Origin of the sequence: Phocaeicola faecium, from assembly GCF_014837055.1 — a bacterium.
GTDB lineage: Bacteria > Bacteroidota > Bacteroidia > Bacteroidales > Bacteroidaceae > Phocaeicola > Phocaeicola gallinarum.
In genome coordinates this window covers 460,618-474,478 of sequence record NZ_JACSPQ010000001.1, presented here as the reverse complement: position 1 = coordinate 474,478, position 13,861 = coordinate 460,618, and the positions used below count along the sequence as shown (strand labels likewise).

13 protein-coding genes are annotated in these 13,861 nt (G+C 49.0%); 12 read left to right on the top strand and 1 reads right to left on the bottom strand.

What is annotated here, in order from left to right:
- Positions 1–799: 799 nt before the first annotated feature.
- The 4 genes from H9626_RS02040 to H9626_RS02025 all read left to right on the top strand — a co-directional run bounded on the left by H9626_RS02040 (position 800) and on the right by H9626_RS02025 (position 5,920).
- Complete coding sequence (locus H9626_RS02040) at positions 800–1,411, top strand: TetR/AcrR family transcriptional regulator (RefSeq protein ID WP_178256416.1); 612 nt, start codon at positions 800–802, stop codon at positions 1,409–1,411.
- A gap of 129 nt (positions 1,412–1,540) precedes the next feature.
- A complete protein-coding gene (locus tag H9626_RS02035) occupies positions 1,541–2,362 on the top strand; it encodes a class I SAM-dependent methyltransferase (RefSeq protein WP_191709391.1) in 822 nt (273 codons plus the stop codon).
- A 9-nt stretch (positions 2,363–2,371) separates the two neighbouring features.
- Positions 2,372–4,174 (top strand): ABC transporter ATP-binding protein, encoded by a 1,803-nt coding sequence (locus H9626_RS02030; RefSeq protein ID WP_178256418.1) that lies wholly within the window; start codon positions 2,372–2,374, stop codon positions 4,172–4,174.
- Positions 4,175–4,189: 15 nt separating this feature from the next.
- A complete protein-coding gene (locus H9626_RS02025; RefSeq protein ID WP_191709390.1) occupies positions 4,190–5,920 on the top strand; it encodes an ABC transporter ATP-binding protein in 1,731 nt (576 codons plus the stop codon).
- 53 nt (positions 5,921–5,973) lie between these two features.
- On the opposite strand, the gene H9626_RS02020 is transcribed toward H9626_RS02025, so the two are convergent.
- A complete protein-coding gene (locus H9626_RS02020; protein ID WP_346341894.1) occupies positions 5,974–6,138 on the bottom strand; it encodes a cyclophilin-like fold protein in 165 nt (54 codons plus the stop codon).
- 381 nt (positions 6,139–6,519) lie between these two features.
- Here H9626_RS02020 and H9626_RS02015 point away from each other — a divergent pair, with 381 nt between their 5' ends.
- The 8 genes from H9626_RS02015 (at position 6,520) to H9626_RS01980 (ending at position 13,853) form a co-directional block, all read left to right on the top strand.
- Positions 6,520–7,593: an alpha/beta hydrolase gene (locus H9626_RS02015; RefSeq protein WP_191709389.1), complete on the top strand. Its 1,074-nt coding sequence runs from the start codon at positions 6,520–6,522 to the stop codon at positions 7,591–7,593.
- Positions 7,586–7,963, top strand: a complete 378-nt coding sequence (locus H9626_RS02010; protein WP_368735172.1) for an aldo/keto reductase — start codon at positions 7,586–7,588, stop codon at positions 7,961–7,963. Before H9626_RS02015 ends, H9626_RS02010 begins: the two co-directional genes overlap by 8 nt.
- Positions 7,964–7,977: 14 nt before the next feature.
- Positions 7,978–8,634 (top strand): carboxymuconolactone decarboxylase family protein, encoded by a 657-nt coding sequence (locus tag H9626_RS02005; RefSeq protein ID WP_225230853.1) that lies wholly within the window; start codon positions 7,978–7,980, stop codon positions 8,632–8,634.
- A gap of 190 nt (positions 8,635–8,824) precedes the next feature.
- The gene (locus tag H9626_RS02000; RefSeq protein WP_191709386.1) at positions 8,825–9,460 is read left to right on the top strand and encodes a flavodoxin; all 636 of its coding nucleotides are present in this window, start codon (positions 8,825–8,827) and stop codon (positions 9,458–9,460) included.
- 5 nt (positions 9,461–9,465) lie between these two features.
- Positions 9,466–10,467: an alpha/beta hydrolase gene (locus tag H9626_RS01995; RefSeq protein ID WP_191709385.1), complete on the top strand. Its 1,002-nt coding sequence runs from the start codon at positions 9,466–9,468 to the stop codon at positions 10,465–10,467.
- 26 nt (positions 10,468–10,493) lie between these two features.
- The gene (locus tag H9626_RS01990) at positions 10,494–11,345 is read left to right on the top strand and encodes an alpha/beta hydrolase (RefSeq protein ID WP_225230852.1); all 852 of its coding nucleotides are present in this window, start codon (positions 10,494–10,496) and stop codon (positions 11,343–11,345) included.
- Between the two features lie 120 nt (positions 11,346–11,465).
- On the top strand, positions 11,466–12,509 hold the full coding sequence (locus tag H9626_RS01985) for a DUF362 domain-containing protein (RefSeq protein WP_191709384.1): 1,044 nt from the start codon (positions 11,466–11,468) through the stop codon (positions 12,507–12,509).
- A gap of 396 nt (positions 12,510–12,905) precedes the next feature.
- Positions 12,906–13,853, top strand: coding sequence for an aldo/keto reductase (locus H9626_RS01980; protein WP_225230851.1), 948 nt, complete (start codon positions 12,906–12,908; stop codon positions 13,851–13,853).
- Positions 13,854–13,861: the final 8 nt, after the last annotated feature.

Below are 13,861 nucleotides of genomic sequence, written 5' to 3'. Positions count from 1 at the left end.
GATATTCAAGACGTTTGGAATGTAGACTTTGACAGCCGAAGGTCGACAAACGGTTATCTAAGTATGACAAAGGTATGGAAGACGACTGCTGATAAAAAAACGCTGAAGCGTGTCCTTGCGTCCGTCCGGCCCGTAAAGGGAAGCCAACACGTAGTTTCCCGCCAGTCCGGATTGGATAGCCGGTGTCACGCCCCAACTTGGGGTTCATCCTGCTGCGCGCTGACGAAAGCAGCCTTCACGTGGACTCTGCACCCCCAAGAGTTGCACCCTTTATTACCCCGCTCAGTTAGGAATCCGTCACAAATATAACACTTAAAATCGAATGACAACTGAGCAACACCGAAGAACTTGTAATAATGATAACCGACGGATGCGTATCCCCTGAAGGCCGCTATGGAAAATATCATAGACAGCCTGCCAATCTGAACTCATCTCCAACCGTTTACGACTTATCCGAAAATCTGAAAAACGCAAGCGGTTAAACCAACCAACCTTCCGAATAGAAATGGTCAACGCATCCGCATGAGTTGGGTAACACTAACGGTAGCGTATTTGACCGGTATTCTGTCAGAAATATTGCCTTACATCTAAGAGCCTGTTCAAATTTTCCGATTAAGTATTTTTATCCGCCACTTTTTGAGTTTGTTTCCGGTCTAAAAGCCGAAGAACATTCTCGAAAACAATTCTCAAACTGAGCATAGTAAAATTTAAACAGGCTCTAAATCCCTAAAAATAGGTATTGCTTGAGAATTTCAACCCCTATACCTTTGTAAAAAAATAGAAACATAGTTCATTATAGATGCAAGTACTGAAAGAAGACATACGCAGCCGTGTATTAACGGTTGCCAGACAGCAATTTGAGCGGAAGGGGTATTCCAAGACTTCCATGCGCGAAATTGCCGAATCGGCAGGTATCGGAGTCGGGAATATTTACAACTATTTTACGAATAAAGACGAACTTTTCCATGAAGTAGTCCGTCCGGTTTTATGCGCTTTGGAAGCCATGCTTCAGGAACATCATGGCATACGGGGAGAGGATATTATGATGATGCGGTCGGAAAAGTATCTGAAGTCATGCATTGATGAATATGTCGCACTTATTACCAAGCATCGCGGGTTGATGGAGATTCTGTTATTCCGCGCACAAGGTTCATCGTTGGAACGTTTCCGGGAAAACTACACCGACCGTTCTACTGAGGTGGTTAAGGCGTGGTTTGCGGCCATGCAGAAAAAACATCCTGACATAAACACGTCTGTATCCGATTTTATCATTCACCTGCATACGGTATGGATGTTTACTTTGTTTGAGGAACTGCTGATGCATTCAGTACCCAAACAGGAAATGGAAGCGATCTTACACGATTACATCTTGTTTGAAATTCAAGGATGGAGGGCAATCATTAAAATATGAAAAGCAGACAACACACATACAGACGAGCAGCCGCAACAAAAGGGCTGGCAAGGAGGAAATCTTCACGGAGGTTTCCTCCTTTTTTTATGAACAATTCTGAATATCGTTCACTATTAAACACCTAAAAATATGAAACAAAAACGTGAGTTTAAGAGCATTGTGGCGGAAACGTTATTTATTCCGCTATACATGAGAGCAAAAGAAAGCCGCCGTGTCAATCCCATTCTGAATGACAAGGCAGCAGAACAGTTGGCCGACAATTTGGAATACGATTACTCCCAATTCGATGGGGCGAAATTGAGTGAAGTAGGCTGCGTGGTACGCGGTTGGTATTTCGACCGTGCCGTAAAGCAGTTCATCGACACGCATCCCCGTCCGGTAGTCGTAAATGTGGGCTGCGGATTGGATACCCGTTTCCAGCGCATCGGCAACAGGAAAGCGGTCTTTTACGACTTGGACTTGCCGGAAGTCATTACGCTACGTCGGGAGTTGATACCCGAACAGCCGGGCAATGTCTATATCGCAGCTTCATTGCTGGAAACCGATTGGATGGATGACCTTCGACAGAAACACCTCGATGCGGAATTTATATTTGTTGTGGAGGGCGTACTGATGTATTTTTACGAAAAGCAAGTAAAAGCCTTCCTGCACCACGTGGCAAGCCGTTTCGGAGGAGGTGAATTGTGGTTTGATGTGTGTGGCACGATGATGAGCCGGCACGGTGTGAAGCCCGATTCGCTCCGTAACCATGAAGCACAAATCCGTTCGGGATTGAGCGACGGACATCTGGTGGAACGATGGGAACCCACCTTGCAACTCATCGAACAAGCCAACTACATGAAGTTTTTCCGTTCACGCTGGGGGTTCTTCTTCGGACAGATATTGGGACGGATGACAAAGTTGTGTTATCAGTTCAGTTCATTACTCGGATATAAAATAATCTCACAATAACATTTTACGATGGATAAAACAAAGAAGGAAGAAGGTCTGGCGCGATTGTTTGAGATTGCGGGACAAAAGAAAGGGTTGCTAATACTGGCAGGAATCTTGTCGGCAGGCAGCGCAGTTTGTATGCTTGTGCCCTATTGGGCTGTTTATGAAGTTCTGAAGGAATTGCTGACACATGGAGGCAGTCCGGTTTCGGTAAATGGTACAGATATGATAAGCTGGGGATGGATAGCGTTCGGAGGGCTTATCGGCGGACTGGTGTTGCTATATGCCGCCCTAATGTCTTCCCATGTTGCAGCGTTCCGCATCCTGTATGGCCTGCGTGTCCGACTGTCTGAACACATCGGCAAACTGCCTTTGGGATATTTGAACAATACCTCTACGGGAGCCATCAAGAAAACAATGGACCAAAACATTGAGAAAATAGAGGGTTTCATCGCCCATACCATTCCGGATTTGGTCAATGTAATGGCAACGGTAGTGGTAATGCTGGTCATCTTTTTCTCTTTGGATGTGTGGCTGACGGTGGTCTGTTTGGCAGTCGTGGCACTTAGCTTATTTCTGCAATTCTCTAATTTCATGGGGAAAAAGGCAAAAGAGTTCATGGGCATCTACTACGATGCACAGGAAAAGATGAGCGCATCCGCCGTGCAGTATGTACGGGGAATGCCCGTTGTCAAGATTTTCGGGCAGAGTGTCCGTTCGTTCCGTCAGTTCAATGCCGAGATTCAGGCGTACAAGACCTTTGCCTTGAAGTGTTGCGACACCTACCAGAACGGGATGGTCGCATTTACGGTCCTGCTGAATTCGATGGTGACGTTCATTCTCCCCATGGGCATCTTGTTGATGCAAGCCAGCCCTCAATCATTGTCGTTGGCAGTGGTATGGCTGTTTTTTATCATCATGGGACCGGGTATGGCTTCTCCCGTTTATAAATTGACATTCTTGGGAGGTAACACGCGCGACATCAATGAAGGTGTAAGCCGTATTGACCACATCTTGGAAAAACAGCCTCTACCGGAACCGGAACACCCACAGACACCTTCAACCTACGATGTGGAGTTCCGCCATGTATCATTCGCTTACGAGAACACGGAACAGGGGACACGGACAGAGGCTTTGCGTGATGTCAGTTTCGTGGCACCGCAAGGAGAAATAACGGCCCTTGTCGGTCCGTCGGGAAGCGGCAAGTCTACGGTAGCCAACCTAATCCCACGCTTTTGGGATGTGGAGCAAGGAGAAATACTTATAGGAGGTGTAAATATCCGCCAAATAGCTATGGAAAAACTGATGGAGCTGGTGTCGTTCGTCTTTCAAGATACGTTTCTGTTTTACGATACGCTGTATGAGAATATCGCCGTAGGCTCTCCTGATGCAACAAAAGAAAAGGTGGTAGACGCCGCTAAAGCCGCTCAATGTCACGACTTCATAGAGCGTTTGCCGCAGGGCTACGAAACAAGAATCGGTGACAAAGGCGTGTTCCTGTCGGGAGGAGAAGCTCAACGGATATGTGTGGCACGCGCCATATTGAAGAATGCGCCGATACTGGTACTGGACGAAGCAACGGCATTTGCAGATCCGGAAAACGAGTATAAGATGCAGATAGCTTTGCAATCGCTGATGAAGGGAAAGACGGTTATTGTGATAGCGCACCGCCTTTCTTCTGTTGTTTCCGCAGGTAAGATTGTTGTCATGAAAGAAGGAAGGATTGCACAAAACGGGAAGCATGAAGTTTTGTCCGTGACAGATGGCACATATAAGAAGATGTGGGATGCCTATACAAGCGCTTACCACTGGACGTTGAACAAAAATTGAAAAGGAGAACAAGATATGAACGCAATTAAAAACATTACAATAGGACATACCGAACGACTTTACAAACCTGTGGGCTACACCATGCTTGCCAACTTAGTCAATATCGTACCGTTCTGTCTCTCCATTGAGGCGATACGCATCATATTCAATGCTTTTGACGGAAGCGGACAACCGCTTGACACGCCCCGCCTGTGGTGGATATTCGGCATTATGGTTGTTTATATGTTGGTAATGGCTTTGGCGGAACGGGCATCTTACCGCGCCAATTTCAGGGGAGCATACGAAATGAGTGCTTCAGGACGCTTGTCGCTTGCAGAGCATCTGCGGAAACTTTCACTGGGATTTCTGTCAAAACGCGACCCCGGAGATTTATCTTCCATGCTTATTACGGACTTTATGATGGCAGAAACCGGAATTTCGCACCACCTACCCCAACTGATGGGCGCTGTGGTCATGCCCGTACTGGCTTTTGCCTCGCTGGTCTGGATTGACTGGAGAATGGCGGTCAGCATGTTTGCAGCTTTGCCGCTTGCCTTCCTCGTCTTGTGGGCAAGCACAAAGGCACAGAGGAAACTGAGCGGCAGGCAAATTCAAGCAAAAATAAATGCAGGAAACCGATTGGAAGAATACCTGCAAGGCATCCGGGTGATGAAAGCCTACAATTTATTAGGCGACCGCTTTGTCCGGTTGCGCGATGCGTTTGCCCAACTTCGCCGTGCCTGCATCCGTCAGGAAGCCTTGTTAGGCCCGTTTGTCTTGTTGAGCATTACATTGGTACGCGCCGGACTGACGATGATGGTACTGTGCGGAACTTATCTCCTGTTGGGAGGAAAGCTATCGCTGCTTGTTTTCGTACTGTTTCTTGTGGTCGGCTCGCGTGTGTTTGATCCGCTGACTTCTGCCCTAACTAATTTTGCGGAGTTCCGCTACTTTTCCATTGCCGGAGGACGCATCCTTTCACTAATGAATGAGACAGAAATGAAAGGAGAGCAACAATCTCCGATGGCAGGCAACATCCGTTTTGAACACGTATCGTTCGCTTATCAAGACAAAGAAGTGTTGCACGATATAAATATTACGCTTCCAAAGAATTCATTGACAGCTATCGTCGGCCCTTCGGGAAGCGGGAAAAGTACAGTAATGAAACTTTGTGCCCGTTTCTATGACCCGCAGAAAGGGCGCATCCTTTTTAATGGAGTTCCTATGAACGAAATAAATCCCGAAAGTCTGATGAGACATATTTCCATGGTATTTCAAGACGTGTATCTGTTTCAGGACACCATACGCAACAACATCCGCTTCGGAAAAACAGATGCTACGGAAGAGGATATTATAGCCGCAGCTAAAAAAGCCTGTTGCCATGACTTCATCATGCGCTTGCCTCAGGGTTACGAAACGATGGTGGGCGAAGGAGGCTGCACCTTGTCGGGTGGAGAAAAACAGCGCATATCCATAGCCCGTGCCATCCTGAAAGATGCACAAATCATCCTGCTGGATGAAGCGACTGCTTCGCTTGACCCCGAAAATGAAATGGAAGTACAAAAGGCTATTGACACGCTCATCAAAGGACGCACCGTCATCGTCATCGCCCACCGGCTCAAAACCATTAAGGATGCAGACCAAATCATCGTTTTGGATAACGGAATGATAAAGGAGCAAGGCACACACGATGAACTTGTCCGAAAAAAAGGACTTTATTCTCATTTATGGGAAATACAAGAAAGCATCTCTGGCTGGAAGCTGTAAAACAACACAATAATGGATGCCTGTTTCCTTTCATGGGATAGGCATCCATTTCACTAAATGTTGCGGTCCGTACTCTTTGTTATTGCAAATCTCACACTCACGTATCCATCCCCTAAAGCTGCGGCAAGCCCTTCGGGGTTATCAATCTGTCCCAACCGTGTATGGCTGTAACCGGACGAAAAGGTTTCATAAAACAGAACGATACAAGAATAATCCACAGCCGCACTGAAAACCTCCGTATTGATGTCCGGTGATGCTACGACACATATTTATTTCCGTCTTTTCCCGGCATAGGATTTTGTTGGGCAATGGCTGTTGTACTCATAGCTAACAAACTTGCAATCATCGTTATTACTGTATGCCTCATAATTTTACATTACAAATTTTCTGCAAAAGTAATCGCAAAGTCCATCAATTCGGATACCTGCATAACCATCAAAAATACCTCGATTACGGTTTCCGAACAAATCCCCGTTTAAGAAATTTACCGAAGTATTAATATGCTGTAAAATGGGTGATACGTTCTGTAATCCATGTATGGACGAACAGTTACATCCAACGTAACTTTGTCTTATCAAAACAAATAAAAGACAACGTATATGAAAAGTATCATTACATCCCTCGTAGTGTGCAGTTTCCTGCTCTCCGCCTGTGGGAGAACGGACGATGACAACATGTTGCGCATCCGCGAACAGGGCAGCTTTCTGGTTGGCGGTTCGGTAATTACAGTTCCGGGCAGCTACGATGAAAACAATCCGACAAATCCAGCCGGACAGACTTTGCACGGCGACCATGCTTACGTATTTTATCAAATACCCGAAAAGACACATTCTTTGCCATTGGTATTCTTGCATGGTAACGGCGAATCAGCCAAAACATGGGAGACGACACCCGACGGACGGGAAGGCTTCCAGAACATCTTCCTGCGGCGGGGATTTAGCGTCTATCTGGCCGACCAGCCACGACGGGGCAAAGCTGGAAAAAGCACCGTATCGGACACGCTTCGCGCTGTGCCCGATGAGGCTTTTCAGTTTGAGATATTCCGTGTAGGCGTATGGCCAGACCCTTTCCCCGGCGTACAATTCTCTCCTGCCCCACAAGCATGGGAACAATTCATGCGCCAAGTGACGCCCAATACCGGTGCGTTCGACAAAGAGGTCGTGTCGGATGCTTTGTCTGCCCTGATGGACAAGATTGGCGGCGGCATCCTGATTACTCATTCCATGGGCGGTGGTCCCGGTTGGCTCACTGCCATCAAGAGCAGTAATACCCGTGCGGTGATTGCTTACGAACCGGGAAGCAGCTTTATCTTTCCTAAAGGTGAGGTACCCTCCCCGATTCCCCACAGCGGACCGGAAAAGGCTTTGGAAGCAGATTCCACATCTATGGACAAGTTTCTGAAGTTGACACGTATTCCTATCGTCATTTATTATGGCGACAACATTCCCGAACAACCTACCAAGCATTGGGGACAGGACACGTGGCGTGCCCGCCTCGAAATGGCGCGTCTTTTCGTCGACTGCATCAACCGCCACGGAGGGGATGCACAGGTAATTCACTTACCCGACTTAGGCATTAAGGGCAATACCCATTTCCCTTTTGCCGACTTGAACAACGTGGAAGTAGCGGATGTAATGTCTGCTTGGCTGAAAGAAAAAGGATTAGATAACTGACAAAATAATATCAGAGATTGCTACCAAGTTCGGCATTACGATGGATCGTTCCGTATCATGGCCGTGGCCTGTACTGGCAGATTCATCGCCTAAGCGTATCCGGGAAGAAGTGGAAGGTTCGTTACGCCGCCTTCATACCGACCATATTGACCTTTATTGGCAACACCGCATAGACCCCAATGTGGAGCCGGAAAACAGTAGCCGACGAAAACCATCCGTGTGCCGGTGGTCAAGACCGGGGACGATATGGCTTAACCATCGGTTTTACGGGCTTCCCTGTTTTCTTTCGTTGATATTGGTGTATCAATCAGTAATCTGTGTATGGACGGGTAAAAACATCTGCCGTAATTTTGTATCAGAACCAATTTAATGACAGATAAGTTTATGAGAACAACGATTTTATCCCTAACACTTTCACTGCTCGCTTGCTGCGGAACCTTGCTAGCACAACAGACAGACACGCTCAGTCTCCGCCAACAGAGCATCGTTGCCATTGCCGCCAATACCGCCACCGGCAACTTGGAGAATCTGGAAACCGCCTTTGCTTGCGGGCTGGACGACGGAATGACCGTGAACGAGATTAAAGAAGTATTGGTACATGCTTATGCTTATTGCGGCTTTCCCCGCAGCCTGCGTGCCCTGCAGACCTTTATGCAAGTGCTGGACGAACGTAAGGCGCAGGGTATCACCGACACCGTAGGACGTGACGCAACGCCCGTCAACGACAACCGCGACAAATATACGCGCGGTGCAGAGCTTCTTGAAAAGCTGAGCGGTGCACCAAAGAACGCCCCCAAGACCGGATATGCCGCTTTTGCTCCCATCATCGAGCAATACCTGAAAGAGCATCTGTTCTGCGACATCTTCGAACGTGACCTGCTGACGTGGCAGGAGCGCGAACTTGCCACAGTGTCTATCCTCTCCGCTTTGGGGAAAGGCGTGGAGCCGATGCTGAAATCACACTCTGCCATCTGTCTGCGTCAGGGAATCACCGAAGGTAAACTGCGCCAGATGACGGAAATGGTTAATGGAATGAAGTAATAATAAGCCTGTTATAACAGTCTTATCCAACACAAACGCTGTAAGGTCTTCTCCGTTGGAACACCCCGAAAAACGCTACCGTTAGTATTATCCAACTCATGCGGATGCGTTGACTGTTTCTATTCGGAGAGTAGTTTGGTTTTACCGCAAGCGTTTTTCATCACTTAACATCTCTAAAAAGCATATCGCAATGAAAAAGTATTTTATCTACCTGATGATGGCATTGGCAGCCGTCACTCTCAATGCCTGCGGGGACGATGACCCCGTACAGCAAGAACAACCGGGAACCGGACAGCCCGAAACACCGGATGAACCGGACGAACCTAATACTCCCGACGAACCTTCGGGAGACAGTAATATTCTCATTGCCTACTTTACCCATAGCAACAATACCGGCACTGTGGCTGAACGCATCGCCGAACTGACCGGAGGTACGCTCTACCGCATCGAAACCGTCACGCCCTACCCCGACAATTATACGGAATGTACGCAGGTGGCACTGGAGCAATTAGAGAACGGCACACGGCCCGAACTCAGCGGAACCGTGGAGAATATGGAACAATATGGCATCATCTTCGTAGGATGCCCTGTGTGGTGGGGCGATGCGCCGATGCCGATATGGTCGTTCCTCGAAAGCGATGCGTACGACTGGGCAGGCAAAACCATTATCCCGTTCTGCACCTACGCTTCATCGGGACGCGATGCCACCCTGCAACGCATCGTAGACCTTACTCCGGAGGCTGAACATCTGGAAGGTTTCGGCACCAGCGGACGGAACACCGGCGGCGTGGAGAATTGGCTTCGCGAAATAGGAATCATCAAATAAAAATTATGACACGTAATCTTATATCATTCATTTATGCGCTACTGCTATCCTTGCCACTCACATCATGTAACGCGAACGAAGCGGGTAGCGAGACACCTGTAATCTCTGACAACGGGGAGAATACGCCATTGATAAACGAAACCCGACCCATTCCCGACGGCTACGGCCAAGATGCGAACGAACAAGGCAGCATCGTACGTATCGATTATGACACGCGAGACTATGCGGAAGGTACGGGAATGGCGCGGACGAACACTGCGTATGTTTACCTGCCTTACGGATATGATGCGCAGAAGCAGTACAATATTCTTTACTTCGTGCATGGGCATTACAGCACAGCGGCCTCTACTTTCGAAGACGAAGACGGAGCGGTATGCAAGCTACTTGACCAGATGATAGCACACGGCGACATCGACCCGATGATTGTGGTTACTCCCAGCTACAACTACGGGCAGCCGACATCCAACTATGCGGATGCTGACCCCTACTGCCGCGCTTTGCCGCAGGAGTTGGTAAACGACTTGATTCCCATTGTTGAGAGCCGATACCACACGTATGCAGAAACTACCGATACGGAAGGCATTGAGGCATCCCGCGACCACCGTGCCATCGGCGGTTTTTCGATGGGTGCGGTCACCACGTGGTATGCTTTCGATGAAACCTTGAACGCATTCCGCTACTTCATGCCCGTTAGCGGCGACTGCTGGTCGCTGGGCAGATTTGCCGGCATGAACCGTCCCGATGATACGGCAGCTTATCTGGCAGAGCGTGTACAGCAATCGCCCTATGCCGGAAACGGTTTCTATATCTGGGCGGCAAGCGGCACGAACGATTCGGCTTACAGCGAAATATTGCTCCAAATAGAAGGAATGGCGCGGCTGGCGGATGTATTCAATGCCACGAATATGACCTTCCATCAGAAAGAAGGCGCACGGCACGAGTTCCGTCCCATTCCGGAATACCTGTACAATGCCCTGCCGTTCTTCTTCCCGAAATCAAACGAATAAAACAAACTTATAATAGAGTAAAAACAATGAACAATTTATTCAAGACTATGTTATGCGGTGGCGCCGCGCTTATGCTGGCAGGCACATCGGTTGCGCAGACAAGACCTGCATTTTCTGAGACGGATTTCTCCACCATCCAAAGTCCCAATACCAATCCATTCGGACTGGTCTATCGAGGTGCCATAACCCAGAATGAAACAGGGAAAGTGAACATTCACCGCATCACTTACGACCTGAACGGCCTGAAGATTGTTGCCAATGTATATACGCCTGACGGATATGACGCATCGAAGACGTATCCCGCACTGGTCGTGGCACATCCCAACGGAGGCTGCAAAGAACAGGTGGCTGGTCTGTACAGCCAGCGTATGGCTGAACAGGGTTACATCTGTCTCGCATTTGATGCAGCTTATCAAGGAGGAAGCGAGGGCGAACCCCGCAACGTAGACAAGCCTGCCAACCGTATTGAGGACATCCGCCGCGCCTGCGACATCTTGGCTCAATATCCCGGCGTGGATGCCAAACGAATCGGTATCCTCGGCATCTGCGGAGGCGGAGGTTACACACTCAAGGCGGCACAAACTGACAAACGGTTCAAGGCGGTTGCCACATTGAGCATGTTCAATACAGGGCTGGTGCGTCGCAACGGTTTCCTCGATTCGCAAATGGGTGACGTACAGCAACGTCTTGCCGATGCCTGTGCCGCCCGAGAGGAAAGTACAGCCGATTTCGCCATAGCCGGTTTTCGCGGTTTCGTGATGTGTCTGCCCAATCCTACAGAACGGGGCATGATAAAGGCTACCGGTGTGGGAATGAAAGGCAGTGTGAAGAATACCGGCTTTATGAGGCAGGCATACGAATTGGGGAAAAGCATTTAAACAGGCGTTTAGAATGGATTGTCTGAAGCATATCCATACCGAAGTCCGGCTCGAAAGATACCTTGACTGCCGGCATTCAAACTGTTATGCTGAATGTAATTTTGATAAGGAGGAACAGATATGAAAAGAATGAACAGGAGGGAATGGCTGAAGTGGATGGCTGCTTCCCTTACCTCGTCGGCCGTATTGCCCACATTCCTCACTGCCTGTGGGGAAGACAACGAACCTCTTCCGGAACCTGCACCCGGCGAAGAACCGGACAACGATGAACCGACGGGTCCGGCATCGCAAGTGTGGATGACTACCGACTTGTCGGCAGCCGGACTGCTTGCTGTTTATCATGCAGTGGGCAGACAGGCTACGGGACGTGTCGCCGTCAAAATCAGCACAGGCGAACCGGGAGGACATCACTACTTGCAGCCCTCACTCATAGCCGATCTTGTGCACGAGGTGAACGGAACCATCGTGGAATGCAACACTGCTTATCAAGGCGGACGATCGGATTCTACAAGCCATTGGCAGGCGATACGCGACCACGGTTTTCTTGACATTGCCAATGTGGATTTGATGGACGAGGAAGGTGAAATGCAACTGCCCGTACAGGATACGACACACATTCAGTACAACCTCGTAGGCAGCCATCTGGCAAACTATGATTTTCTGATTAACCTCACCCACTTCAAAGGACACGCCATAGCCGGCTTCGGCGGTGTGTTGAAGAACCAGTCGATAGGCATTGCCTCCCGCCGGGGAAAGACAAATATCCACTCCGCCGGACGGACGCAGGATGTATCGCGCCTGTGGAACACGATGGCATCGCAGAACGACTTCACCGAATCAATGGCAGCAGCGGCACAAAGCGTGGCGGAGTATTTCGGCGACCGCATTCTCTACATCAACGTGATGAACAACCTGTCGGTGGACTGCGACTGTGACTCTAATCCTGCCGCGCCCGAAATGCAGGACATCGGTATCCTTGCCTCGACTGCCCCTGTTGCTTTGGAGCAGGCCTGCCTCGATTTGGTTTATGCCGTAACGCCCACGGACGGTAACAATAACCGTCCGCTTATCCAGCGTATCGAAAGCCGTAGCGGAGTACATGTGGTGGAATATGCAGAGCGCATCGGGCTGGGAAGCAGGAACTATGAAGTCATTCAAATATAAAAACGCCCAATGAACAAAGATGAGTCCGGACTTGATGCGAGATTTATCCGCAAAAACGGCATATCCTCCCGAAGTTTTTGTAAGCCCGTTATGATACGCATCTCCTACCTTTGCATCAGAGCAATGAACTTATTTAAACTTCCGTTGACGGGAAAACGCAAGAAGAAATTCTCCGCCGATATACTCCGAAAAACGCTACCGTTAGTGTCATTCATCTTATGCGGTAGCGTTAACCGGTTCTACCCATAGAAACGACCAACGCTACCCATAGAATTTTTCAAGCAATCGGTCAAGTCGTAGAATACTGAGAATAAGCTCATTACAAAATCGAACAACTTCAGTTAAAAACAAATTAACGACCCAATATAGAAAACATCAATTTAGAAAGCAACAAAGATGAAATCACTGAAAAAACTTCTACTGTCCGCCTTGATACTATGTGGCGGCGTATGTGCTACCTATGCACAAGAGAAAACAACGACGGCCGGTGTGCCGATGGTTAAATTGAACAACGGCGTAGAGATGCCCCGCTTCGGTATCGGCACCTTCCTCCAGCCCAGCGATGAAGTGTGCGAACAATCGTGTCTTACGGCATTGAAAGCAGGTTACCGCCACATTGACACCGCCCATGCCTATCAGGACGAAGCGGGTGTAGGTCGTGCCGTGAAAGAAAGTGGCATACCGCGCGAAGAAATCTGGATTACCAGCAAACTCTGGCCCACGGAATACGGCGAAGGCAAGACGCTGAAAGCCATCGACGAAATGCTGAAACGAATGCAACTGGACTACATCGACCTGCTCTATGTTCACCAGCCTGTGGGCGACTTCGTAGGCGCATGGAAAGACATGGAGAAGGCGGTGAAGATGGGCAAAGTACGTGCTCTCGGCATCAGCAATTTCGACGCCAATGAGGAAGTGTGGAATACAATTATGAAAGCAGCGACTATCAAGCCCCAAGTGCTCCAGATAGAGTGCCACCCTTACGCCCAGCGGTTGGAGATGCGCAAGAAAGCCGCAAAAGAAGGAATACAGGTGGAATGCTGGTTCCCGTTGGGAGGTGCCATGTCGGGCGGTGCCTTGTTCAAAGACCTCGTAATAAAGAAGATAGCCGAAGCCCACGGCAAAACTCCGGCACAGGTCATCTTGCGCTGGCACATTCAAGAGGGATTCTCCGTCATCCCCGGTGCATCCAACCCCGATTACATCAAGGAGAACATCCAAATCTTCGACTTCGCCCTGACCGACGAGGAAATGCAGCAGATGCGCTCGCTCAACAAGGAGAAACGCTTCTTCAACGCCACACTGGAGGATGTGGAGAAGATGGTGTGGGGAGCAAGGCTGTAAATCATGAC